The sequence below is a fragment of the Streptomyces sp. Da 82-17 genome, from assembly GCF_046098215.1.
Classification (GTDB): Bacteria; Actinomycetota; Actinomycetes; order Streptomycetales; family Streptomycetaceae; genus Streptomyces.
The window spans coordinates 41,133-63,736 of record NZ_JBJURH010000007.1; the positions used below are offsets into that span (position 1 = coordinate 41,133).

Genomic DNA, 22,604 nt, shown 5'->3' on the forward strand with positions numbered 1-22,604 from the left:
CCGTGCCCACGGTTGGAACCCCTTTCGGTGAGGTCAATTTGTGGTCGTGTCCGCGGAATTCACATAGTAGGCCAGTCGGCCGGGTGGGTGGATCTTCGTGAAGCCTGCCTGCTCAATCTTCTTCCCGTTGCGCCTGTGGCCGAGGATGATGGCCAAGCCGCTGAATGTGAAGAGTGTGGATGCACAAGCAGCCACTATGGCGCGTATGAATTGTTCGGGCTGATGTCCAAGGGTGTAAGCCAACCAGCCGATGGCGGCCAGCGCGAGTACGTACAGAGATATGGCAGTCTCTGAAGTCGGCCTCAACGCGTCATGAATGAGAATTCGCTCCCAGACCGCCACTTCAGTGGTGATCTCGTTGGCCAGGGAGAGATCTGCGCCAGCACCCCCGTAGGTGAGGCCGGGAATTTGCCCTCCGTGTCCAGCGAAAGGGAAGTTCTGTCTAGTTTCACGAGCTCTCTGGATTCCGGCGGGAGAGTCGTCCCGCACCAGAGTCACCTTGAAGGCAGGTCTGGGTACGGGCAGGCCAGCGCTCCGCACGCTGACAGCCGAGGAGAAGGCATAGCCGTAGCGGCGTGCGAGCCAGATCAGATAGCTGGAATAGATACGTCGCGCCGGATTCATGTCCGTTTTGAGGACCCAGAAATGTAGCTCGCTCCTGCCGTCCAGCAACGGGATGAGGTGCCAAGGTTCCAGGGGGCCGTGTGTCTTCGTCATGATTGCCTCCCCTCTCCTGGCGCTGTCAGTGCCGACATCATCCTGCGTTCCATGCATTTTCCAGGGCGACGAAAAGGGGGCCGCCTGGAAGGGCCATCTCGGCTGCCTGTCGGGTGTCTTTCGGTGCGAAGTGTTCGAGCGCGGCCGGGTTGTCGGCCAGCCCCAATCCGCCCGATGCCGCCGATCCGCGCCCCGTCAGGTTGCTGACACCCTTCAGTACCGCGGTGGCGGCACCGCTCGTACCGAAGGAAACCGCTCCCAGGGTGTCTTCGATCAGTGTCCGGTCGCTGACTTTTTCTAAGCCTGCGAGTCGTGCTACGCCGTGCAAAGCGAGCGCGCCCGCCGCGAGGCCCCCCGAAGTGACTTCCAGGACGCCCCCGACGCCCGCGACGGCAAGGCCGACTGGAGCGGCCGGAGGAAATACGGCTGACACTCCCAGGCCTACCGCTGTGAGCGTGAACCCAGCGATTCCTGTCACAGTGCTCATGACTGAAAACACATCGCCGATGTTCGCGATGTTGTCTGCATGGTCCTTTACCCAGTCCCATGTCATGTTGGCGAGCTGGGCCAGACCTTGATTGATGGATTCGATGCCATCGAGGAGTCTGTCCCAGAAGCCTGGCTCGTCGGGAGCGGCTTCGCAGGCTTTCTGTACCTGTTGAGCTATTGTCTCGGCGATCTCGTCGTGACGTGCGAGGAGTTCTTTCGCCTCAGTGATGATCGCTTCGAGGTCCCTGTTGGCGGCGTTGACCTGCTCTACTGCTTGATCGACGCGACGCTGCATCTGTGCGGCTTCTTCGGGGGTGAAGTTGCCGCTGATGTGCAGGTCGGGATTCATCTCAGCATCGCGTAGCCGTGACCGCGCCTGCTGAGCCCTGGTTTCGTAATCGATGGCCGTCTGCTTCATCGTGCTCAGTTGGCCCTGCCAGTCCGTCAGCGCGGACGAGGTGCGCTGGAAGCTGCTGGTGGCCTCGCTGAGTATCTTCGGGAGCTCGCGAACCTTGGAAGTGAAGGCGTCGGCGGCGATGCCGGTCCAGCCCCCAGTACCTTTGATGATGTCGCTGAGGACATCGTCAGCGGCCTTGAGTTTGGTGTACGTACCGTGGACATCCTGGGCGAGCGTTGTTACTGCTGCTGGAGAGCCGGGCGCCGGGTCGAAGCCAAGGGCCGGGAAGGATCCACCAGCGGTAGGCATGGCAGACGTGGTCATGAACGGCTCCAAGTCATGGGTGCGAGAAGAGACGTAGCTCAGCGGGCGCGGGCCAGCGATGCGCCAACCCTGTAGCTGTGCTCGCGAAACATGGCGAGACTTGTCAGCCGAAGTCGTTGGCCATGCTGTAGTTGCGAGCATGTGCTTCCTCGCCGGCCGCCGTTCCGCCGGAGGTGCTACCGCCACTACTGCCCGATGAGGCTCCCGCGCCCCCGCCTTGGAACACGTCGGCGATGCGACGTTCCGCTTCCGCGTAATTGGATGCCGTGGCCTGCACGCCACCACGAATCGCGCCAGTCAGCTTCGACAATTGGTCGATGCCGTACTTCCACGCATCCCTGAACTCACTGCAACGCGCCTCAAGCCCCGCGTGCCCGACGTCCCGTACCGAAGCCTGCTCCATCTTGTAACCGGCAGACTTCATCTCCGACGCGCACTCATCAAGACGCCCCGAAAGACGGCTGAGCTGCTGGACGTCGACACGGAACGTTCCTGGCAGAGAATCTGCCATCATCCACCCCCGTTGCTTGGCTGCTGCAAACGTGGCATCGACCCTACGACATCGCTTCCAGCCGCACAGCAAGTGGGGATTGGTGCTGAGGTTTCATCGTGGACTTCCAGCCGAGCTGTTGGCTGGTCAGCCATTGAAGGAGTACATGTGGGGTGTGGAGTGCCGTAAGGACTCCGGTGTGGTGGACGAGATCCCCGGCGCGTACAAGCCGATCCGTCAAGTCATCGAGCAGCAGCGCGACTTGGTCCAGGCCAACGCGAAGCTCAAGCAGGTCATCTGTATGAAGGGCTGCCACCACAACTACGCGGCGGAGGAGCGGTACCAGGGCATGGACCTGCTCGTCACCCGCAAGGGCGCCATCCGCGCGGGCAGCGGCGACTACGGGATCATCCCCGGCTCCATGGGCACCGGTTCGTACATCGTGAAGGGCCTCGGCAACGAGAAGTCCTTCAACTCGGCCTCGCACGGCGCCGGTCGGCGCATGAGCCGGAACGCGGCCAAGCGGCGCTTCTCCGCCAAGGACCTGGAGGAGCAGACCCGGGGCGTGGAGTGCCGCAAGGACTCCGGTGCCGTGGACGAGATCCCCGGCGCCTACAAGCCGATCGAGCAGGTCATCGACCAGCAGCGGGACCTCGTCCAGGTGGTCGCGAAGCTGAAGCAGGTGGTGTGCGTGAAGGGTTGAGCGGCTGGGCTCGCCCGCCCTTCCGTTCCTGCCCGCCCGCTCTTCCGATCGGCGGTTGCCCGGCGGCTACTTCGCGTGCGTGACGGCGTAGATCATCACGAACGCGACGAGGTGGATGCCGAACAGGAAGTACGCGAGGTACCACCACACCATCCGCTCGTTCTTCTTCTCCTGAACGAGCCGCCGCTGCTCGGCCGAGGTGTTCTTCGGCTCGGCCGAGGTGGTCGTCTGCTCGGCCGGGGAGCCGTCGTCCTCGGCCGGGCTCTTGGCGACGGCGGTCGGCGTCGGGGCCGTGGCCTCGGGCGCCGGGCCGTGGGCCGGGGTTCCGGTCACCGCTGCTCCCTGTGCACCTTGGTGTTGGACGCCTGCGCGCGGGGGCGGACGACGAGCAGGTCGATGTTGACGTGCGGCGGACGCGTCACCGCCCAGGTGACCGTGTCCGCCACGTCCTCCGCGGTCAGCGGCTCGGCCACCCCCTCGTACACCTTGGCCGCCTTCTCCGTGTCCCCGCGGAAGCGGGTCGTGGCGAACTCCTCGGTCTTGACCATGCCGGGCGCGATCTCGATGACGCGCACCGGCTGACCGACGATCTCGAGCCGCAGCGTCTCCGCCAGCACCCGCGCACCGTTCTTCGCGGCCACATACCCGGCCCCGCCCTCGTACGTCGCGTGGCCGGCCGTGGAGGAGAGCACGACGACCGTGCCGTCCCCGCTCGCTATCAGCGACGGCAGCAGCGCCTGCGTCAGGTTCAGCACGCCGATCACGTTGACCTCGTACATCTGCCGCCAGTCCGCCGGGTCGCCCGTCGCCACCGGGTCCGCGCCGAGCGCGCCGCCCGCGTTGTTCACGAGCACCGCGACCTCCCGGAAAGCGGTGGCGAACGCGTCCACCGCCTCGCGGTCCGTCACGTCCAGGCCGTACGCCATGGCCTGGTGGCCCGCCTCGTTGATCTCGGCGGCGACCGCCTCGATGCGGTCCTTGCGGCGGGCGGTGAGCACCACGCGGTACCCGGCGGCGGCCAGCTGCCGCGCGGTGGCGGCGCCGATGCCGCTGCTCGCTCCGGTGACGACGGCGATCGGGGCGGCGGCCATGTGCGGTACTCCTCGTGCGTATGTACGACAGGACAGGTCAAGCCAGGATAGGCGGGTGACGGGCGGGCCCGGGGCGGTTCTCCCAGGCCCTGTGCTCGTGGGGCTGCTTCCTGGCCCCTGGTCTCGTGGGGCTGCTTCCTGGGCCCTTCTCTGGCCCTGTTCTCTCAGGCCCCCGTCCACTCCCGCAGCGCCTCCCGTATCTGCCGGGGGTCGGCCGCCTCGGCGGCCCACGCGACGTAGCCGTCGGGGCGGACCAGGAGGGAGGTGTCGCGAGGGCTCGACCAGTGGGTGCGGGTGACCCGCCGCTCGTGGCCCTCCTCGTTCTTCGGCTCGACCTCCGTCCCGGCCGGGGTGACGAGGACGAACTCGCCCGCGCGCAGCGCCTCGTGGAGCCGTGTGCCCGCCGGGCCCTCGGCCAGCGACACGTCCGGGGCGCGGTGGCCGACGAGCGGGTGGGAGCCTCGCGGCGCCGCGTAGACGTACCCCACGCCGGTGATCTGGCCGAGGGCCTTCTCGCGCGCCGGCCGGACCCGCTTCAGCAGGCTCGTCACCAGTGAACGCAGCGCGTACTGCGGGCGGTTGTGCGCCATCGCCAGGCGGACGATGGCGCCGCTGCTGCGCAGCACGGCCCGCCCCACCGGGTGCCGCTCCGCCTGGTACGAGTCGAGCAGTGCCTCGGGGGAGTCCCCGCGCAGGACCGCCGCCAGCTTCCAGGAGAGGTTGGCCGCGTCCTGCAGCCCGGTGTTCATGCCTTGCCCGCCGGCCGGACTGTGGGTGTGCGCGGAGTCCCCGGCGAGGAACACCCGGCCCGTGCGGTACGACCGCACCTGGCGCTCGTCGCTGTGGAAGCGGGAGAGCCAACGGGCGTCGTGCATACCGAAGTCGGAGCCGAAGGCCCGGCGGATGATGTCCCTCAGCTCGTCCAGAGAGGTCGGCGCCGAGTCCGGGATGTCGGCCCGCTCGCGGTTCCAGCCGCCCACCCGCCAGTACCCGTCGCCGAAGGGGATGACGAAGCCGAACGCGTCCTTCGAGCCGTTCACCGCGACCGTCAGGTCCGGGCTCTCGGCCAGCTTCACGTCGGCCAGGACGATCGAGCTGATGACGGGCCGGCCGGGGAAAGCCTGGCCGACCGCCTCGCGGACGGCGCTGCGCACCCCGTCCGCCCCCACCGCGTACGCGGCGCGGAGCGTGCCCGCCGAGCCGTCCGCGTGCCGCACCTCCACCTCGACGCCCGAGTCGTCCTGGCGCAGGCCCGTGACCTCGGTGTCGTGCCGGAACGCGACCCCGTGCTCCTCGGCGCGGCGGCGGAGCAGCTTCTCCACCTCGTACTGCGGAGCGGTGAGCAGGAACGGGAAGCGGGAGCGCAGGCCGGTGACGTCGAGCGTCAGGCCGTCGAACAGCCGGATCTCCTCGATCTTCCGTCCCCGCTCGACGAGTTCGTCCGCGAGACCTCTGGCGTCCAGCAGCTCCAGCGTGCGGGCGTGCACGCCGAAGGCGCGGGTGAGGTTGCTGATGGCGGCCGGCCGCTTCTCCAGGACGGTGACGGGGATGCCGGCTGCCGCCAGGTCTCCCGCGAGCAGCAGGCCGGTGGGGCCCGCGCCGACGACGATCACGTCCGCCTGCGGGGCGGGGTGCGGGTGCGTGCTCGGGTCGGTGTGTGCGCCGGTGCTCGTGCTGCCGATCATTGCGGCCTCCTCGATGCCCATGCCTGTCTGCCTGGTACGTGCCGGCGCGCTGCCCGCGAGCCGGCGGACGGTGGTCAACGGCTGTTGGTCAACGCTTGTTGGCGAATCTAGGGCCGCCCTCGGAGAAAGTCAACACTTGTGGGCCAACGAGTGTTGGCATACGCTTGGCTGCATGTCCGAGACAGCGCAGTCCTCACGGTCGAGCGAGCACGCGGGGGCGGAGGCGAGCGAGCCTTCGCAGAAGTCCGCGCGCCGCTCCGACGCCACCCGTGCCGCGATCCTCGCCGCCGCTCGCGAACGCTTCGCGGCCGATGGATACGAGCGGGCGACGATCCGTGCCATAGCGCGGGACGCCGGCATCGACCCGTCGATGGTCATGCGCTATTACGGGAACAAGGAGGGCCTCTTCGCCGCGGCCGCCCAGATCAACCTGCGCATGCCGGACTTCGTCAGGCCGCGCAAGGGGGAGCCGTGGGCGGCCGTGGAGGGGGAGCGTGCGGAGGACGCCCTCGTCGGCCGCGCCCTCGTCGGGCACTTCCTGGATCTGTGGGAGAAGAACGACGTCCTGACGGCGCTGCTGCGCGTCGGCGTGACCAACACGTCCGGCGCCGAGCGCATGCAGGAGGTCTTCCAGCAGCAAGTGCTTCCGGTCGCCGCGCAGTTCTCGCCGGATCCGGACTCCGCCCCGCGAAGAGCGGCGCTGGTCGCCTCGCAGATCCTCGGCATGGCCCTCGCGAGATTCGTGCTGCGCTTCCCGCCCGCCGCGGAGATGAGCAGAGACGAGGTCGTCGCCTGGCTGGGCCCCACCGTGCACCGGTACTTGACCGCACCGGAGCCGTCGGACTGCTGAACTCCCTTTCTCGGCGCGTCAGATTCCGGTCGTCGTCGCGTAGGCGGTGGGCGGCACGCCGACCGTCGCCGTGAAGTCCCGTACGAGATGGGCCTGGTCGGCATAGCCGAGGTCGGCGGCGACGGCCGCCCAGTCGACCGCGTCGCCGGTCTCGGCCAGGTCCAGGGCGTCGTGGATGCGGTAGCGGAGGATGACCCACTTCGGGCCGACACCGACGTAGGCGGAGAACAGCCGCTGCAGGCTGCGCGTCGACAGGCCTGCCGCGCGGGCGAGTTGGTCGACGCGGCGCACGGAGCGGTCGCCGCGCACCCGGTCGACGAGCGCCATGGCGAGGTCGGCCTGCGGATCGGGGGCGGGGCCGAGCGCCAGCAGGAAGGCGTCCAGGGCGGCCACGCGGGCGTCCTCGTCGTCCGGATCGAGCACGGCCGAGACGGCGTCGGCGACGGCCTCGGCCTCGACGCCGGCGTCGGCGGGGAACGCCTCGTCCAGGGCCGCCTCCCGCCCCGTCCAGTCGCACACCGGCCGGACGGGGGAGAACGGGCGGAAGCCCCCGGGCCGGAACTGCACGCCGCAGACCCGGCCCCGGCCCTCGAGCTTCTTCGTGAACAGCTCGAGGCCGATGCCCGCGACCTCACCTACGCCGGCGGAGGTCCCGGAGCGCTGGAAGACGACGTTGACGGAGGGGTGGGGGACGACGTGGGAGGCGTACGGCTCGGGCAGGTCCCAGTCGATCAGCCAGTAGTGCTCGAGGTAGGGGCGCAGCGGAACGGCGGGCTCGCGACGGCGGAACCGTACGCGGGCGAAGAGCTCGGCGGCATCGACGATGCCCTTGGTGTCACGGCGCGGAGCTGCCATGAACGGAGTCTAGGACGGGGGAGGGACCAGGCTGTGGCTGTCGCATTTCTTCAAGGCGCGGGCGCCGATCGCGGCTTACGTTCGGGGCATGACGAAGAGCATCAGCGAACTCCTGGACACGGCGGGCGGGCAGGCTGTCGCCGTCGTCCGGGGCATCGAGGACGAGCAGCTCGGCGGGCGCACGCCCTGCTCCGAGTACGACGTACGAGCCCTGGTGAACCATCTGACGCAGGTGATCGTCCAGTTCCAGGCGCTCGGGGCGAAGCGGGACGCGGACTTCACGCAGACGCCCGACGAGGTCGGCCGGGGCGCGGACTGGCGGGAGCGGTTCGAGCAGGAGACCCGCCGGCTGGTGGAGGTCTGGGCCGAGCCCGGCGCCGAGGAGGGCACGACCGGGGCGATGCACTTCCCGGCGCGCACGGTCGGCCACATGGTGCTCGGCGACCTGGCCGTGCACGCCTGGGACCTGGCCCGCGCCACCGGCAGGGACCTGGTGATCGACCCGGCGGTGCTCGCCGAGGTCACCGCCGCCTACGAGGGGCTGGCCCCCACGGCACGGCAGGCGGGGGTGCTCGGTGAGCCTGTGGAAGTCCCTGCGGACGCGCCTGAGCAGGACCGTCTCCTGGGCACGCTGGGCCGCGACCCGCACTGGCGCCCCTGAGCACACCGGTCCGGACGGGTCGGGCGGTCCCGGTGGCCTGGGCGGTCCCGGTGGCCTGGACGGACTGGGCGCTCCGGACGGGCCGCGCGCTCCGGGCGGGCCGAACCTGGCCGGGCTGCTAGAGCCAGCCCCTGCGGCGCAGCATCCGGTGCAGCAGGACGCAGGCGAGGACGGTGACGCCGACGACGGCCGGGTAGCCGTAGGGCGACTTGAGCTCCGGCATGTGCTCGAAGTTCATGCCGTAGACGCCGCAGACCATGGTCGGCACGGCGATGATCGCGGCCCAGGACGTGATCTTGCGCATGTCCTCGTTCTGCTCGACCGTGACCTGCGCCAGATGCGCCTGGAGGATCGAGTCGAGCAGGGCGTCGAAGGACGCTATGTGCTCGCTCGTGCTGGCCAGATGGTCGGCGACGTCCCGGAAGTACGGCTGGATGTCCGGCGCGATCAGGGTGTTCGCGCGGGTGGCGAGGATCTGCAGGGGGCGGTCGAGCGGGGAGACGGCACGCTTCAGCTCCAGGAGCTCGCGCTTGAGCTGGTAGATCCGCCCGGCGTCGGCCCGCCCGCCGGTACGGTCCGGCTGCGCCGCGAAGACCTGCGACTCCACGTCGTCGATGTCTTCCTGCACGGCGTCGGCGACGCTCAGATACTCGTCCACGACATGGTCGGCGATCGCGTGCAGCACGGCCGACGGGCCCTTGGCCAGCTGCTCCGGGTCGGCCTCGAGGGCCTCGCGGACCGGGCCGAGCGAGCCGTGCCGGCCGTGCCGGACGGTGATGACGAAGTCCCGGCCGGTGAAGACCATGATCTCGCCGGTGTCGACGACCTCGCTGTTGGCGGTCAGCTCGTCGTGATCCACGTAGCAGACCGACTTGAAGACGGCGAACAGCGTGTCGTCGTACGACTCGACCTTGGGCCGCTGGTGGGCGTGCACGGCGTCCTCGACGGCCAGCGGGTGAAGGCCGAACGGCTCGGCGAGCTCGGCGAGTTCGTCGGGGGTCGGCTCGTGCAGCCCGATCCAGACGAAGCCCTCGCCCTCCCTGCGCACGCGGGCCAGGGCCTGGGCGGCCGAGACGTCGGCGCGGCCGTCGGCGCGGCGCTTGCCGTCCTGGTAGACGACGCAGTTCACCACAGTGCTGCCGAGCGGGGAGCGCGCGGGGTGGCTGAGGTCCACCGTGCGGTGCTTGGCGCGGCCGACCATGCGGCGCAGCTTGCGGATCATGGGCACGTCCGGTCTCCCTCCGGGCTCGACGTGCCAGTGTGCCATCGCCGTCGCGGGCCCTCACAGGCGTCGGCGTCGGGAGCGGGGAGTACGAGGAGAGCGAGGAGGCGACGGGCAGGGTCGGGCCTGGTCGGAGGGGGCGCGTGCCGACGAAGACCCACCCCGCGAACCGCACCGTCTCGCGCAGAACGGGCAGCGGGGCCGGATCCGCCCTAGAGTCGACTCCCGTGGGGGACGGCTGCCTCGGGGAGCAGAAGGAGTAACCGCCTCATGAGCAGCAGCGGCATACCGGCCGACGCCCCGTACGCGCGTCTCGGGTCCACGTACGCCGGTCTCGACGTCAAGGACGCCCGACGCCGTCGCCTCCGCGCGAGCCTCAAGGTGCACGCGCGGCGCGTGGAGACGGCGCTCGACAAGCTGCGGTCCAGGGCGGCGCTGGCCCTCACGCCCGACCCGGACGGCGTGCTCGCCCGCCGGGCCCTGGTCCAGGAGGCCGAGCGGGAGGTCCGCGAACTCGACGCGGGCGGGCGGATCTTCACGCGCCGGGACACGGGAGCGCAGGTCAGGACGCGGGACACGCTCGCGGCGGCGGACCCGGTGCTGGTCGCGGGAGCGGCCGACGACCGGTACGAGGTGGAGTGCCTCACGCACCGTGGCGACCCGCTGTTCTTCGACGACGCGAACGCCGCCGCGCGTGCGGCCCGGCGCTCGGACGTGTGGTGCGAGGGCTGTCGCCGACTGGGGCAGGCCCTGCATCCGGTGCGCGGCCGGGCCCGGATCCGGACGCGTGCCGTCGCCCGGGTGGTGCGGGCCCGCAGGGCGGCCAACAAGCGCGCTTGACCTTGCCGTTGACGTCAGGGTCGGACGCTGACGCCATGAACGGCAACGAGCGAGAGTACGAGAGCGGCTACGACGGCAACAAGGGCTGGGGCGAGCGCGTCGGCGGGCGGGAGCGCGTGGGGCGGGTCGTGTGTGTGACCGGGGCGGGGACCGGCATCGGGCGGGCCACCGCGCGGGCCTTCGCGGCGGAGGGCGCGCGGGTGCTGGCGGTGGGGCGGAGGCCGGAGCCGCTGCGGGAAACGGCGAGCGCACACCCGGAGTTGATCACCCCGTGCGTCGCGGACGTCGTGGCGGAGGGCGGCCCGGAGCGGATCGTCGAGGAGGCGGAGCGCGCGTACGGCCGGCTGGATGTGCTGGTCAACAACGCCGCCGTCGTCCGCAGCGGAGCCCTCGGCGCGGTGACGCGCGACGGGATCGACGAGCAGCTGGCCACGAACCTGGTGGCGCCGATCCTGCTCGCACAGGCCGCGCTGCCGTTGCTGTCGCAGGCGGCAGAGGTGACGGGAGAGGAGACGGAGGCAGCGCTGGGAGAAGCGACAGGAGGAGCGACGGGAGGGGCGACAGGCGGGGTGATCGTCAATGTGAGTACGTCGGTGGGGCAGCGGGCGTTTCCGGGGAGCGCCGTGTACGCGGCGACGAAATCGGCCCTCGAACTGCTCACCCGTAGCTGGGCGGTGGAGTTGGCGCCGCGCGGGGTGCGGGTGGTCGCGGTCGCGCCCGGTGCGGTGGAGACGTCGATCGGGGAGCACCAGGGGCTGTCGCCGGAACGGATCGCGGAGATCCGCGCCTGGCAGCTCGCGCACACTCCGCTCGGCCGGATCGGCAGGCCGGAGGAAGTGGCCTGGGCGATCACACGACTCGCCGCGCCCGAGGCGTCGTACGTGACGGGAGTGGTGCTGCCGGTCGACGGGGGAGCGGTAGTGGCCTGACCCCCAGCCGCCCGCCCCGCCCCGACCGTCCCCCGCCCCAACCGCCCCAACCGCCCCTCGCCCCGACCGCCGCCCCGCCCCGCCCCGCTAGCGCCCACCCGCTCACGTGATGGGATTGGCCCCGACGAGGGGCGAGGGCGAGTGCGAGGTCGAGGTCGAGGGCCGGGCCGGGAGGGGAAGCGGCAGTGCGGATCGGGGAGTTGGCGGCGCGTACCGGTGCGACGGCGCGCGCCCTGCGCCACTACGAGCAGGCGGGGCTGATCGCTTCCGAGCGGAGGTCGAACGGGTACCGCGACTACGACGAGGGCGCGGTCGTACGCGTGCAGAACATCCGGCACCTGCTTGAGGTCGGGCTGACCCTGGACGATGTGCGGGTGTTCGCCCAGTGCCTGGACGGGGACGTGGCCTCGGCGCCGCCCGCGCCGAAGGGACTGGAGGTGGCGCGGGAACGCCTCGCCGTGCTCGACCGCCGCATCGCCGCCCAGACCGCCCTGCGGAACCGCCTGGCAGCAGCACTCGACGAGACGGAAGCAGCCCGCACACCGGATCCAACGGAAGCAGCACACACACCGGATCCAACGGAAACAGCCCGCACACCGGACCCAGGTGAGGCCACCCTCAAGTCCTGACCGCCGGGCCCGGGCCCGGCCGCCGCGCGGGTCCGCTCGCCGCCCCCGGCCCGCCTCACCCCACGTCCGCCACCACGCAACTCACGTTGTCCGGAGCACCGAACTCCCGGGCCAGGCCGACGAGTTCACGTACAGCCGTCTCCGGGTCCGGTGCCCCCGCGAGTACGTGGACGATGCGGTCCTCGGGCACCACGGCGCTCAGGCCGTCCGAGCACAGCAGGTAGCGGTCCCCGGCGGCGGCGTCGTGCAGCCGCAGATCGGCGCGACCCCCGAGACCGGGCCCCGCCCCGCCCGGGCCCGACCCGATCCCGTCGGATCCCGTACCGCCCGCCTCGCCGCACAACGCCCGTAGCAGCAGCGCGCGTTGCGGGTGGGAAGCGGCCTCCTCCTGCGTGAGGCGGCCCTCGTCGACCAGGGCCTGGACCTGTGTGTGGTCGTGCGTGATGCGGAACAGCTCGGAATCACGCAGCAGGTACGCGCGCGAGTCGCCGATGTGGACGAGCGCGAGCTGGGAGCCGGTCCACAGCATCGCGGTGAGGGTCGTGCCGACGGCGCCGGGCGCGGGGTCGGCGGCGGCCACGTTCCGTACGGCCGCCCCGGCGCGGTCGGCGGCTTCCGCAAGGGAGTTGAGGAGGTCACCGGCCGGGACGGGCTCGCTCTGCAGGCGCTTGAACACGTCGATCGCCGCAGCGCTGGCGGGGCCGCCGGAGGGGCCGAACCCGTCCGCGACGGCGAGTACACGGGAGCCGGCGAAGGCCGCGTCCTGGTTGCTCTCGCGGACCAGGCCGGTGTCGGAGAGCGCGGCGTAGCGGATGCCGAGCGGGGTGGCGGGTGTTCCGGTCGTCGATGTCATGGCGGGGTCCTTCCGCGTCAGATGGTCGACGAGGAAGGCGGCCAGGTCTCTGCGGCCGGCGATGTCCGCCTCGACCTGCGCCCAGAAGGATCGGACCTCCTGCGCCGCGGCATCGGGCGGGAGCGCGCACACGGTACGGATCCGGGCCAGCGGCATCCCGATGCGGCGCAGCCACGCCACGAGGCGGGCCTGCTCCAACTGGCCGGGCGCGTAACGACGGTAGCCGGTTGCAGGGTCGACGTGCGCCGGAGTCAGCAGCCCCAACTCGTCGTACAGCCGCAGTGCCTTGGGTGACAGGCGTGCCGCTTTCGCGAACGCGCCGATGCCGAGCAGCCCCATCCCCGTGCCTCCGTGCCTCCGCACCCCGTGCGTCCGCACCCATGGCGTCCGCACTCCAACCTTCCTCGACCGGGAGTTCTCGCCCCGGTCAGGCCGATGCTGCGGCTTTCCCCAAGGGGAAGGTCAACAGAGGGCTGGAGAAGAGGCTTTCCGCCTCCAAGCCCTAAGGCCACACCAGGCAATAGGCCTGATGGCCCGCCTCGTGCAGGCGGTGGCTGAAGTCCTGCCATTCGTGGAGCAGTTGATAGACGTTGAACGCGTCGCGCGGGCCGCCGCGGTCCGGGACCGTGGACCAGATGAACGCGGCCGCGCCGACCGACTCCTCGCCGATGCCGCGCAGCGGGTCGACGACGGTCATCGGGAGTTTCACGACGGCGTAGTCGGGGTGCAGGACGACGAGTTCGAGCGGGGGCACCTTGTGCAGGGGTATGCCCTCGATGCCGGTGAGGACCATCGCGGCCATCGTCTCCGGCTTGATCTTCGTGAACATCCCGCCCATGCCGAGCTCGTCACCGCCGAGCTCCTCCGGCCGCATCGAGATGGGCACCCGGGCGGCGGTCGCACCGTCCGGGGCGCCGAAGTACTTGTAGGTCACCCCCACCCGGCCACTCCTGCTCCCCGTGCTCGAAGGGATCCCCGTCGTGGCGTCGCGCCGGTCGTGCGCGCCCGCCGTCGTGTCCGCCGGCTCCGCGGCCTCAGGTTCCCTACGGTGCCTCCCCCGGCGGGCACGCCGGGGACCGAGGTCGTCGGTCCCCTCGCCCAGTCCGCCACCGCGATGCATATCTCCACCCGACTGCTTTTTAGGCAACACGGCGATGCCGTGCAACCCGATCATCGTGTCAGTTGACCTCCCCCGTGACCGTACGCCGAAACGTGGGTGTGAACAGCCGTGCTGAAACACCTGTCCACAGGATGTCCGGAGGCTCTGACACCATGGCTTGTGTGAGCTTTCCCTATGTCCACCCAGTCTCGCAGACGCGAGGGGGCTGACGCCCGGTCGTTATGACCGAGCGACCCACCTGCTTGCGCAGACTTACGCACACTTGCACAGACTTGCGCAGACTCCCGTCGAATTCCGTCGGCGTCCACGCACCGACGCATCGCAGATCAGGACCAAAGTGCCGTATTCATACGAAGCCCCCGTTTCGCAGACGCTTTTCGACCGAGCGGCCGTCGTGACGCCCGGCGGCGTGAACTCTCCCGTGCGCGCGTTCCGCGCCGTGGGGGGCACGCCCCGCTTCATGGTGTCCGGCACCGGTCCGTATCTCACCGACGCCGACGGCCGGGAGTACGTGGACCTGGTGTGCTCCTGGGGACCGATGATCCTCGGCCACTCGCACCCCGAGGTGATCGCCGCGGTGCAGGACGCGGTCGCGCGCGGCACGTCGTTCGGCACGCCGGGCGAGGGCGAGGTCGCGCTCGCCGAGGAGATCGTCGACCGGATCGCGCCGGTCGAGCAGGTCCGCCTGGTGTCGTCGGGCACGGAGGCGACGATGTCGGCGATCCGCCTGGCCCGCGGCTGCACCGGCCGCGCCAAGGTGGTCAAGTTCGCCGGCTGCTACCACGGGCACGTGGACGCGCTGCTCGCCGCGGCCGGCTCCGGCGTCGCCACGTTCGGCCTGCCGGACACCCCGGGCGTCACCGGCGCCCAGGCGGGCGACACGATCGTGCTGCCGTACAACGACCTGGAGGCCGTGCGGGCCGCGTTCGCCGCGCACCCGGGCGAGATCGCCTGCGTGATCACCGAGGCCTCGCCGGGCAACATGGGCGTGGTCCCGCCGCGCGACGGTTTCAACGCCGGCCTGAAGCAGCTCTGCCGGGACAACGGCGCGCTGTACATCTCGGACGAGGTCATGACCGGCTTCCGTACGTCGCGGGCCGGCTGGTTCGGCGTCGACGGCGTCGTGCCGGACCTCATGACGTTCGGCAAGGTCATGGGCGGCGGCTTCCCGGCGGCGGCGTTCGGCGGTCGCGCCGACGTGATGGCGCACCTCGCCCCGTCCGGCCCGGTCTACCAGGCGGGCACGCTCTCCGGTAACCCGATCGCGACGGCGGCGGGCCTCGCCCAGCTCCGCCTCCTGGACGACGCGGCGTACGACAAGGTGAACGCGGTCTCGAAGGAGATCCAGGGCCTGGTCACCGAGGCGCTCACCAAGGAGGGTGTGGCGCACCGGCTGCAGACCGCGTCCAACATGTTCTCGGTGTTCTTCACCGACGGCGAGGTGCGGAACTACGACGACGCGAAGGCGCAGCAGTCGTTCCGCTTCACCGCGTTCTTCCACTCGATGCTCGCCGACGGCGTGTACCTGCCGCCGTCCGCCTTCGAGTCCTGGTTCGTCTCGACGGCCCACGACGAGCGCGCGGTCCAGCGCATCGCGGACGCCCTGCCCGCCGCCGCCCGCGCCGCCGCGGAAGCGACGGAAGCCACGGAGGGCACGGCATGAACGGCTCCCTGCGCGACGACAGCGAGATCACCGTCGTCCACCTGATGCGCCACGGCGAGGTGCACAACCCGGAGGGCATCCTCTACGGCCGCCTGCCCGAGTACCACCTGTCCGAGCTGGGCCGCCGGATGGCCGACCGGGTTGCCGAGCACCTGGCCGGGCGGGACGTCACGCATGTCGTGGCCTCGCCCCTGGAGCGCGCGCAGGAGACGGCCGCGCCGATCGCCAAGGTGCACGGCCTGGACGTGGCGGCGGACGAGCGCCTGATCGAGGCGGACAACGTCTTCCAGGGCAAGACCTTCGGCGTCGGCGACGGCGCCCTGAAGCGCCCGGAGAACTGGAAGCACCTGGTCAACCCGTTCAAGCCGTCCTGGGGCGAGCCGTATGTCGAGCAGGTCGTCCGGATGATGGGCGCGCTGGACGCGGCGAAGGACGCGGCGCGGGGGCACGAGGCGGTGTGCGTCAGCCACCAGCTGCCGATCTGGATCGTGCGCAGCTTCGTGGAGAAGCGCCGACTGTGGCACGACCCGCGCAAGCGGCAGTGCACGCTGGCCTCGCTGACGTCGTTCACGTACCGCGGCGACAAGATCGTCTCGGTGGGGTACTCCGAGCCGGCCCGTGACCTGGTCCCCGCGCATCTGCTCGCGGGCGCGAAGCCGGTCAAGGGCAAGGACAAGGCGTTCGGGGCGTAACAGGCAAGTTGGTACGAAGGGGTCGGGTGCCCACCGGGCGCCCGACCCCTTCGCTGTCGTACTCACCACAAGAATCACGCCACTCGCCGCAACCTTTCCCTCCGATCCGCTATCTACCGGTGTGCCCACATTCGTGGGGGACCAGTGGGGAACAGTACGGAGAATCGGGGACGGAATGCGCGACTACAGCCGAAGGGGACTACTGGGACTGGGAGTTGGTCTCGGGGCAGCCGCCGCGGGACTCGCCGGATGCGGCACCGGCGTCGACGACGCGAAGCCGGCGAGCCGGGCGCGCGGCAAGGACACTCCCGTAGAGGGGCGGGCGATAGGCGACGGTTCCACGTCCTTCACGGGAAAGCAGCCGCGCCAGCCGGAGCGGCCCGTTCCGCTGGAGCCGGGCGAGACGCCCCCGCAGTTCGTCGTCTTCTCCTGGGACGGCGCGGGCGAGGTCGGCAATGGCCTGTTCCCGCGGTTCCTGAAGCTCGCCGAGGAGCACGACGCGCGCATGACGTTCTTCCTCTCGGGCCTCTACCTCCTGCCCGAGGCGAAGAAGCGCCTGTACCGCCCGCCGAACAACACCGTCGGCGCCTCCGACATCGGCTACCTCACCGACGACCACATCAAGCAGACCCTGAAGTACGTGCGCCGGGCCTGGCTCGAAGGCCACGAGATAGGCACGCACTTCAACGGCCACTTCTGCGCGGGCACCGGATCGGTCGCCCACTGGACGCCCCGGCAGTGGCGCGACGAGATCGACCAGGCCAAGTCCTTCGTCAAGCAGTGGCGCACCAACACCGGCTGGACGGACGTCCCCTCGCTGCCCTTCGACTACGAGAAGGAGCTCGTCGGCGGCCGCACTCCCTGCCTCCTCGGCCAGGAGAACCTGCTCCCCGTCGCCCGTGAACTCGGCTGGCGGTACGACGCCTCCTCGCCCGGCGGCCACCAGCGCTGGCCCGTCAAGAAGCAGGGCATATGGGACCTTCCGCTCCAGGCGATGCCGTTCCCCGGCCACACCTTCGAGGTCCTGTCGATGGACTACAACATCCTCGCCAACCAGTCCCAGAACTCCACGAAGGCCCCGCCCCACAACTACCCGGCCTGGCGCAGGCAGGCGACGGACTCCTACCTCGCCGGATTCAACCGGGCATACGAGACGAACCGGGCGCCCTTCTTCATCGGCAACCACTTCGAGGAGTGGAACGGCGGCATCTACATGGACGCCGTCGAGGAGACCCTGAAGACCGTCGCGGGCAAGAAGGACGTACGCGTCGTCTCCTTCCGGCAGTTCGTCGACTGGCTCGACGCGCAGGATCCGAAGGTGCTCCGCCGCCTGCAGGGCCTGGAGGTCGGACAGGCCCCTGCAGGCGGCTGGAAGGGGCTCGCGAACGCCGCCTGAACTGGGGGTTCGTGCCCGTTTCCGGATGCGCCGGGGGGTGCCCAAGATCCTCGAAACGGTCATGCGAAACTTTTCACATGAGCTACCGCCGTCCTGCCTTCCGACGTGCCTCCCTGTACGCAGCCGGGGCCGCGGTCGCCGCGCTCACCCTGAGCGCGTGCGGCGACGGCGGCACCCAGGGCGGCTCCGGGAACACCAACTTCGTGACCGGCAAGAACGGCATCGCGAAGGTCGAGAAGGCCGAGCGCGTCGCCGCCCCGAAGCTGGAGGGCGAGGGCCTCGACGGCAAGCCGCTGAACCTCGACGACTACCAGGGCAAGATCGTCGTCCTGAACGTCTGGGGCTCCTGGTGCGGCCCCTGCCGGGTGGAGACGCCGTACCTCGTGAAGGTCGCGAAGGAGCTCAAGCCGAAGGGCGTCGAGTTCGTCGGCATCAACACCCGTGACTTCAACAAGGGCCCGGCGGTCAAGTTCGAGGAGGAGCACGGCGTCGAGTACCCGAGCTTCTACGACCCCTCCGGGAAGCTCATCCTCCGCTTCCCGAAGGGCAGCCTCGCCCCGCAGCAGATCCCGTCGACGATCGTGATCGACAAGGACGGCAAGATGGCGGCCCGCGCCCTGCAGGCCGTCAACGACAAGCAGCTGCACCAGATGATCGACCCGCTGCTCGCGGAGAAGTGAGCGCGACCTGATGCACGCGCACCCCCTCGCCGGCACCCCCGGGTCCCCGCTCGCCGCGACCCTCGACGGCGCGCACAGCACCTACGCCGCCCACGCACCCGCCCTCGCCGCCGCGATCGAAGGCCCCAACGAGACCGTCCTCACCGGCGCCCTCGTCCTCGCCCTGCCGATCGCGCTCCTCGCCGGCCTCGTCTCCTTCTTCTCGCCCTGCGTCCTGCCCCTCGTCCCCGGCTACCTGTCGTACGTCACCGGCGTCAGCGGCACCGACCTCGCCGAGGCCAAGCGGGGCCGGATGGCCGCCGGGGCGGGGCTGTTCGTGCTCGGCTTCACCGCGGTCTTCGTCTCCGGCGGCGCGCTGTTCGGCGGATTCGGGGCGACGCTGCAGGAGCACCGGGACGTCATCTCCAAGGTGCTGGGCGCGCTGACCATCCTGCTCGGGCTGTTCTTCATGGGCGCCATGCCGTTCCTGACACAGCGCGAATTCCGCTTCCACAAGCGGCCGGTGTCCGGTCTCGCGGGCGCGCCCATGCTCGGCGTGCTCTTCGGCATCGGCTGGACGCCCTGCATCGGCCCGACCCTCTCCGCCGTCAGCGCGCTCTCCATCAGCGAGGCCAGCGCGGGCCGCGGAGCCATACTGACCGTGGCCTACTGCCTGGGCCTCGGGCTGCCGTTCATCCTGGCGGCGATCGCGTTCCGGCGGGCGCTCGGCGCCTTCGACTGGGTCAAGCGGCACTACGTCTGGGTGATGCGGATCGGCGGCGGCATGCTCGTCGTCACCGGTCTGCTGCTCGTCACCGGCGTCTGGGACCACCTGGTGTCCCAGATGCAGTCCTGGACTTCCGGCTTCACCGTGGGGATCTGATCGTGCGCAAGACCGACACCGCAGCCGAGGGCACCGACACCGCAGCCGAAGGCACCGGCACCGCAGCCGACAGCGTGGACGAGAAGGAACTCGGCAGCGCCGGCTCGCAGCTCAGCACCGCGCCCCAGGAGGACACGGGCGGCGACGCCCCGAACCTGCCGGCGCTCGGCGTCATCGGCTGGGCCCGCTGGTTCTGGCGGCAGCTCACCTCGATGCGGGTCGCCCTGATCCTGCTCTTCATGCTGTCGCTCGGCGCCATCCCCGGCTCGCTGATCCCGCAGAACAGCGTCGACGAGCTCAAGGTGCAGGACTTCAAGGAAGCCCACACCACGCTCACCCCGATCTACGAGAAGCTCCAACTCTTCGACGTCTACAGCTCGGTGTGGTTCTCCGCGATCTACATCCTGCTGTTCGTCTCGCTGATCGGCTGCATCGTTCCGCGCACCTGGCAGTTCGTCGGCCAGCTCCGCGGCCGGCCCCCGCGCGCTCCGCGGCGGCTCGACCGGTTGCCGGCGTACACGACGTGGCGGACGGACGCGGCGCCCGAGGACGTGCGGGACCAGGCCCTCGCGCTGCTGCGGAAGCGGCGTTTCCGTGCGGACGCCGACGGGGACGCCGTCAGCGCCGAGAAGGGCTATCTCCGCGAGGCCGGCAACCTGCTGTTCCACCTCTCGCTGATCGTGATGCTGGTCGCCTTCGCCGCCGGCACGCTCTTCAAGTCCGAGGGCGGCAAGCTGATCACCGAGGGCGACGGATTCGCCAACACCCTCACGCAGTACGACGACTTCAAGTCCGGCAACCTCTTCGACAACGACAGCCTGGAACCGTTCAGCTTCACGCTCGACCGCTTCGAGGACACGTACGAGAAGAGCGGGCCCGAGAAGGGGACGCCGCGGATCTACCGGGCGCACGTCACCTACTCCGAGGGCGCCGACGGGCCGGAGAAGAAGAAGGCCGTCGAGGTCAACTCGCCGCTCGAGGTGAACGGCGCGAAGGTCCACCTCATCGGCCACGGCTACGCACCCGTCGTCACCGTCAAGGACGGCCGCGGCGAGACCGTCTACCACGGCGCCGTGCCCATGCTGCCGATCGACTCCAACATCACGTCGACCGGCGCGATCAAGGTCGCCGACGGCTACCGCGACAAGAACGGCAAGAAGGAACAGCTCGGCTTCAACGCCTTCTTCGTGCCGACCTTCGCGGGCGCGGGCAAGGGCCAGATGTTCTCCCAGTTCCCGGCGCCCGAGTACCCGGTGCTCGCGCTCTCCGCGTACCACGGCAGCCTCGGCGTGGACTCCGGGCTGCCGCAGAACGTGTACCAGCTCGACACCAAGAAGCTGAAGGAGTTCAAGGACGAGAACGGCCAGCTGTTCAAGCAGCGCATCCGGCCGGGCGAGACCATGACGCTCCCGAACGGCGCCGGCTCGATCACGTTCGAGAAGGACCTCAAGGAATGGGCGTCCTTCCAGATCTCCCAGCAGCCCGGCAACGGCTGGGCGCTGATCGGCGCGGGCGCCGCGCTCGTCGGCCTGGTCGGCTCGCTGTTCATCCAGCGCCGCCGCGTCTGGGTCCGGGCCGAGCGGCACGCGGACGGCACGACCGTCGTCGAGATGGCGGGCCTCGGCCGCAGTGAGTCCGCCAAGCTGCCCGAGGAGCTCGGCGACCTGGCCGGGCTGCTCTACGACAAGGCGCCGGGCGTACCCGAGCCCGAGCCGTCCCCAGAATCCGCGGAGCCCGCCGAACCCCGGGGGTCCGACGAGCCCGAAGCTGTTCCTGCCGAAGGGGCTGAGAAGTGAATCTCGCCGCCGCCACCAACGAAAACCTGGCGAACATCAGCAACGTCCTGATCTATTCGTCGATGGCCGTCTACACGCTGGCCTTCCTCGCCCACATCGCCGAATGGACCTTCGGCAGCCGCAGCAAGGTCGGCCGCACCGCCGCCGCGCTCACCGCCGAGACCGCCGCGAAGCCCGCCGCCGGGCCCGCGGTCACCGTCAAGAAGGCCGGGGGCACGGCCGTACTGGAGCGCCCCAAGGTCGTCACGCGGGGCGCCGCCGGCAGCCGTGACGTGCCGGACGGGCCCGGCGCGCACGGCGGCACCGAGAAGGGCGACATGTACGGCCGGATCGCCGTGTCGCTCACCGTGCTCGGCTTCCTCGTCGAGGCGGGCGGCGTCGCGGCCCGCGCGCTCTCCGTCATGCGCGCCCCCTGGGGCAACATGTACGAGTTCTCGATCACCTTCTCCACGGTGGCCGTCGGCGCGTACCTGCTGCTCCTCGCGCTGAAGAAGAACGTCCGCTGGATCGGCCTGATCCTGGTCACCACGGTCCTGCTCGACCTGGGCATCGCCACCAAGTGGCTGTACACCGACAGCGACCAGCTCGTCCCCGCCCTCGACTCGTACTGGCTGTGGATCCACGTCTCCACCGCCATCTTCTGCGGCGCGGTCTTCTACCTCGGCGCGGTCGGCACGGTCCTGTACCTGTTCCGCGACTCGTACGAGAGCAAGCTGCAGGGCGGCGCCGAGCCCGGCACGTTCGCGACCTCGGTCCTGTCCCGGCTGCCCTCGGCGGCGTCCCTGGACAAGTTCTCGTACCGCATCAACGCCGCGGTCTTCCCGCTGTGGACGTTCACGATCATCGCGGGCGCGATCTGGGCGGGCGACGCGTGGGGCCGCTACTGGGGCTGGGACCCCAAGGAGGTCTGGTCCTTCGTCACGTGGATCGCGTACGCCTGCTACCTGCACGCCCGCGCCACCGCCGGCTGGAAGGGCCGCAAGGCCGCCTACCTGGCCCTCTTCGCCTTCGCCACCTGGCTCTGGAACTACTACGGGGTCAACATCTTCATCTCCGGCAAGCACTCGTACGCCGGGGTCTGATCCGCCCTCGACCTGCACGGGTGCGGATGACCCGCAACCGCGCCAGGCTGGAGCCATGACCGCCACGATCGGACAGGGCTCCAGCCGGACCGAGAACGGAATTCAGCACCTCCACTTCGAGCTGCACCTTCCGCATCCCGTCGAGCACGTGTGGCTCGCCGTGGCCACCGCGCGGGGGCTGCCGCAGTGGCTCGCCGCCGCCGATGTCCTCCAGCCGAGGCTCGGCGGCGCGGTCGTTCTGCGCTGGCTCAACCAGGAGGGGGAGGCGGGGGTGCACGAGGGGCGGATCACCGCGTGGGACGTGGAGCGGATCGCCGAGTACACCCTGGACTCGTTCCACGGGCGGATCCGCTTCCACCTGGAACCGGACGGTCCGGCAGGCACGACCCTGCGCTTCACGAACGAGTTCCCCGGGGACGACCAGCTCCGCCTGGACTGCCTGGCCGGCTGGCACGACCACTTCGAGTTCCTCGCGGAGGCGTTGTCGGGGCATCCCGCGGACTGGTCGACGTGGACCCCTGAACGGTGGCACCGGTTCCGGGACGTTTACGCGTCGCGCGGCTGAGGTGTCCCTTCCG

Annotated in this window: 23 protein-coding genes and 1 pseudogene; 14 read left to right on the forward strand and 10 right to left on the reverse strand. The window is 70.2% G+C overall.

Annotated features, from left to right (window positions below):
- Positions 1–33 precede the first annotated feature (33 nt).
- From ACIDOF_RS13815 to ACIDOF_RS13825, 3 genes are all read right to left on the reverse strand, one after another.
- A complete protein-coding gene (locus tag ACIDOF_RS13815) occupies positions 34–717 on the reverse strand; it encodes a hypothetical protein (RefSeq protein ID WP_409006135.1) in 684 nt (227 codons plus the stop codon).
- Positions 718–754: 37 nt separating this feature from the next.
- Entirely contained in the window at positions 755–1,927 is a 1,173-nt protein-coding gene (locus ACIDOF_RS13820) for a putative T7SS-secreted protein (RefSeq protein WP_409006136.1), read from the reverse strand.
- A 103-nt stretch (positions 1,928–2,030) separates the two neighbouring features.
- On the reverse strand, positions 2,031–2,438 hold the full coding sequence (locus ACIDOF_RS13825; RefSeq protein ID WP_409006137.1) for a hypothetical protein: 408 nt from the start codon (positions 2,436–2,438) through the stop codon (positions 2,031–2,033).
- Positions 2,439–2,577: 139 nt separating this feature from the next.
- On the opposite strand from ACIDOF_RS13825, the pseudogene ACIDOF_RS13830 reads away from it, so the two are divergent.
- A pseudogene (locus tag ACIDOF_RS13830) lies at positions 2,578–3,120 on the forward strand (RtcB family protein); the annotation flags it as partial.
- A 66-nt stretch (positions 3,121–3,186) separates the two neighbouring features.
- Here ACIDOF_RS13830 and ACIDOF_RS13835 read toward each other — a convergent pair.
- The 3 genes from ACIDOF_RS13835 to ACIDOF_RS13845 form a co-directional block, all read right to left on the reverse strand.
- Entirely contained in the window at positions 3,187–3,453 is a 267-nt protein-coding gene (locus ACIDOF_RS13835; protein WP_409006138.1) for a hypothetical protein, read from the reverse strand.
- Positions 3,450–4,211, reverse strand: coding sequence for an SDR family NAD(P)-dependent oxidoreductase (locus ACIDOF_RS13840; protein ID WP_409006139.1), 762 nt, complete (start codon positions 4,209–4,211; stop codon positions 3,450–3,452). The genes ACIDOF_RS13835 and ACIDOF_RS13840 overlap by 4 nt, the downstream gene beginning before the upstream one ends.
- Before the next feature lie 164 nt (positions 4,212–4,375).
- Positions 4,376–5,896, reverse strand: a complete 1,521-nt coding sequence (locus ACIDOF_RS13845) for an FAD-dependent oxidoreductase (RefSeq protein ID WP_409006140.1) — start codon at positions 5,894–5,896, stop codon at positions 4,376–4,378.
- Positions 5,897–6,068: 172 nt separating this feature from the next.
- Between ACIDOF_RS13845 and ACIDOF_RS13850 the strand changes: the two genes are divergently transcribed.
- A complete protein-coding gene (locus ACIDOF_RS13850) occupies positions 6,069–6,746 on the forward strand; it encodes a TetR family transcriptional regulator (RefSeq protein WP_409006141.1) in 678 nt (225 codons plus the stop codon).
- 18 nt (positions 6,747–6,764) lie between these two features.
- Here ACIDOF_RS13850 and ACIDOF_RS13855 read toward each other — a convergent pair whose 3' ends face one another.
- The gene (locus ACIDOF_RS13855) at positions 6,765–7,601 is read right to left on the reverse strand and encodes a DUF6597 domain-containing transcriptional factor (RefSeq protein WP_409006142.1); all 837 of its coding nucleotides are present in this window, start codon (positions 7,599–7,601) and stop codon (positions 6,765–6,767) included.
- Between the two features lie 88 nt (positions 7,602–7,689).
- Here ACIDOF_RS13855 and ACIDOF_RS13860 point away from each other — a divergent pair, with 88 nt between their 5' ends.
- Positions 7,690–8,262: a TIGR03086 family metal-binding protein gene (locus tag ACIDOF_RS13860; RefSeq protein WP_409006143.1), complete on the forward strand. Its 573-nt coding sequence runs from the start codon at positions 7,690–7,692 to the stop codon at positions 8,260–8,262.
- A gap of 118 nt (positions 8,263–8,380) precedes the next feature.
- Here the strand turns inward: ACIDOF_RS13860 and ACIDOF_RS13865 are convergent, their stop codons facing one another.
- A complete protein-coding gene (locus ACIDOF_RS13865; RefSeq protein WP_409006419.1) occupies positions 8,381–9,484 on the reverse strand; it encodes a magnesium and cobalt transport protein CorA in 1,104 nt (367 codons plus the stop codon).
- Positions 9,485–9,754: 270 nt separating this feature from the next.
- Here ACIDOF_RS13865 and ACIDOF_RS13870 point away from each other — a divergent pair, with 270 nt between their 5' ends.
- The 3 genes from ACIDOF_RS13870 (at position 9,755) to ACIDOF_RS13880 (ending at position 11,882) form a co-directional block, all read left to right on the forward strand.
- Positions 9,755–10,324: a hypothetical protein gene (locus ACIDOF_RS13870; RefSeq protein WP_409006144.1), complete on the forward strand. Its 570-nt coding sequence runs from the start codon at positions 9,755–9,757 to the stop codon at positions 10,322–10,324.
- Between the two features lie 35 nt (positions 10,325–10,359).
- On the forward strand, positions 10,360–11,253 hold the full coding sequence (locus tag ACIDOF_RS13875) for an SDR family NAD(P)-dependent oxidoreductase (protein WP_409006145.1): 894 nt from the start codon (positions 10,360–10,362) through the stop codon (positions 11,251–11,253).
- 185 nt (positions 11,254–11,438) lie between these two features.
- Positions 11,439–11,882, forward strand: coding sequence for a MerR family transcriptional regulator (locus tag ACIDOF_RS13880; RefSeq protein ID WP_409006146.1), 444 nt, complete (start codon positions 11,439–11,441; stop codon positions 11,880–11,882).
- A 55-nt stretch (positions 11,883–11,937) separates the two neighbouring features.
- Here the strand turns inward: ACIDOF_RS13880 and ACIDOF_RS13885 are convergent, their stop codons facing one another.
- Both ACIDOF_RS13885 and ACIDOF_RS13890 read right to left on the reverse strand, forming a co-directional pair.
- Complete coding sequence (locus ACIDOF_RS13885; RefSeq protein ID WP_409006147.1) at positions 11,938–13,074, reverse strand: MerR family transcriptional regulator; 1,137 nt, start codon at positions 13,072–13,074, stop codon at positions 11,938–11,940.
- 163 nt (positions 13,075–13,237) lie between these two features.
- Positions 13,238–13,675: a hypothetical protein gene (locus tag ACIDOF_RS13890; protein WP_409006148.1), complete on the reverse strand. Its 438-nt coding sequence runs from the start codon at positions 13,673–13,675 to the stop codon at positions 13,238–13,240.
- Positions 13,676–14,180: 505 nt separating this feature from the next.
- Here ACIDOF_RS13890 and hemL point away from each other — a divergent pair.
- The 8 genes from hemL (at position 14,181) to ACIDOF_RS13930 (ending at position 22,591) form a co-directional block, all read left to right on the forward strand.
- Complete coding sequence (hemL, locus tag ACIDOF_RS13895; protein WP_409006420.1) at positions 14,181–15,518, forward strand: glutamate-1-semialdehyde 2,1-aminomutase; 1,338 nt, start codon at positions 14,181–14,183, stop codon at positions 15,516–15,518.
- Positions 15,515–16,210, forward strand: coding sequence for a histidine phosphatase family protein (locus ACIDOF_RS13900; RefSeq protein ID WP_409006149.1), 696 nt, complete (start codon positions 15,515–15,517; stop codon positions 16,208–16,210). Before hemL ends, ACIDOF_RS13900 begins: the two co-directional genes overlap by 4 nt.
- A gap of 175 nt (positions 16,211–16,385) precedes the next feature.
- On the forward strand, positions 16,386–17,606 hold the full coding sequence (locus ACIDOF_RS13905; protein ID WP_409006150.1) for a hypothetical protein: 1,221 nt from the start codon (positions 16,386–16,388) through the stop codon (positions 17,604–17,606).
- 77 nt (positions 17,607–17,683) lie between these two features.
- Positions 17,684–18,286, forward strand: coding sequence for a TlpA family protein disulfide reductase (locus ACIDOF_RS13910; RefSeq protein WP_409006151.1), 603 nt, complete (start codon positions 17,684–17,686; stop codon positions 18,284–18,286).
- Positions 18,287–18,296: 10 nt separating this feature from the next.
- A complete protein-coding gene (locus tag ACIDOF_RS13915) occupies positions 18,297–19,148 on the forward strand; it encodes a cytochrome c biogenesis CcdA family protein (RefSeq protein WP_409006152.1) in 852 nt (283 codons plus the stop codon).
- Between the two features lie 2 nt (positions 19,149–19,150).
- Complete coding sequence (locus ACIDOF_RS13920) at positions 19,151–20,944, forward strand: cytochrome c biogenesis protein ResB (RefSeq protein ID WP_409006153.1); 1,794 nt, start codon at positions 19,151–19,153, stop codon at positions 20,942–20,944.
- Positions 20,941–22,026, forward strand: coding sequence for a c-type cytochrome biogenesis protein CcsB (gene ccsB, locus ACIDOF_RS13925; RefSeq protein WP_409006154.1), 1,086 nt, complete (start codon positions 20,941–20,943; stop codon positions 22,024–22,026). The genes ACIDOF_RS13920 and ccsB overlap by 4 nt, the downstream gene beginning before the upstream one ends.
- Positions 22,027–22,081: 55 nt before the next feature.
- Positions 22,082–22,591, forward strand: coding sequence for an SRPBCC domain-containing protein (locus ACIDOF_RS13930; protein WP_409006155.1), 510 nt, complete (start codon positions 22,082–22,084; stop codon positions 22,589–22,591).
- Positions 22,592–22,604 lie beyond the last annotated feature (13 nt).

Bases quoted from the DNA above. Each gene is read 5' to 3' on its own strand.
- ACIDOF_RS13815 (WP_409006135.1), bottom strand. From the start codon at position 717: ATGACGAAGACACACGGCCCCCTGGAACCTTGGCACCTCATCCCGTTG.
- ACIDOF_RS13820 (WP_409006136.1), bottom strand. From the start codon at position 1,927: ATGACCACGTCTGCCATGCCTACCGCTGGTGGATCCTTCCCGGCCCTT.
- ACIDOF_RS13825 (WP_409006137.1), bottom strand. From the start codon at position 2,438: ATGGCAGATTCTCTGCCAGGAACGTTCCGTGTCGACGTCCAGCAGCTC.
- ACIDOF_RS13840 (WP_409006139.1), bottom strand. From the start codon at position 4,211: ATGGCCGCCGCCCCGATCGCCGTCGTCACCGGAGCGAGCAGCGGCATC.
- ACIDOF_RS13845 (WP_409006140.1), bottom strand. From the start codon at position 5,896: ATGATCGGCAGCACGAGCACCGGCGCACACACCGACCCGAGCACGCAC.
- ACIDOF_RS13850 (WP_409006141.1), top strand. From the start codon at position 6,069: ATGTCCGAGACAGCGCAGTCCTCACGGTCGAGCGAGCACGCGGGGGCG.
- ACIDOF_RS13855 (WP_409006142.1), bottom strand. From the start codon at position 7,601: ATGGCAGCTCCGCGCCGTGACACCAAGGGCATCGTCGATGCCGCCGAG.
- ACIDOF_RS13860 (WP_409006143.1), top strand. From the start codon at position 7,690: ATGACGAAGAGCATCAGCGAACTCCTGGACACGGCGGGCGGGCAGGCT.
- ACIDOF_RS13865 (WP_409006419.1), bottom strand. From the start codon at position 9,484: ATGATCCGCAAGCTGCGCCGCATGGTCGGCCGCGCCAAGCACCGCACG.
- ACIDOF_RS13870 (WP_409006144.1), top strand. From the start codon at position 9,755: ATGAGCAGCAGCGGCATACCGGCCGACGCCCCGTACGCGCGTCTCGGG.
- ACIDOF_RS13875 (WP_409006145.1), top strand. From the start codon at position 10,360: ATGAACGGCAACGAGCGAGAGTACGAGAGCGGCTACGACGGCAACAAG.
- ACIDOF_RS13885 (WP_409006147.1), bottom strand. From the start codon at position 13,074: ATGGGGCTGCTCGGCATCGGCGCGTTCGCGAAAGCGGCACGCCTGTCA.
- ACIDOF_RS13900 (WP_409006149.1), top strand. From the start codon at position 15,515: ATGAACGGCTCCCTGCGCGACGACAGCGAGATCACCGTCGTCCACCTG.
- ACIDOF_RS13905 (WP_409006150.1), top strand. From the start codon at position 16,386: ATGCGCGACTACAGCCGAAGGGGACTACTGGGACTGGGAGTTGGTCTC.
- ACIDOF_RS13910 (WP_409006151.1), top strand. From the start codon at position 17,684: ATGAGCTACCGCCGTCCTGCCTTCCGACGTGCCTCCCTGTACGCAGCC.
- ACIDOF_RS13915 (WP_409006152.1), top strand. From the start codon at position 18,297: ATGCACGCGCACCCCCTCGCCGGCACCCCCGGGTCCCCGCTCGCCGCG.
- ACIDOF_RS13930 (WP_409006155.1), top strand. From the start codon at position 22,082: ATGACCGCCACGATCGGACAGGGCTCCAGCCGGACCGAGAACGGAATT.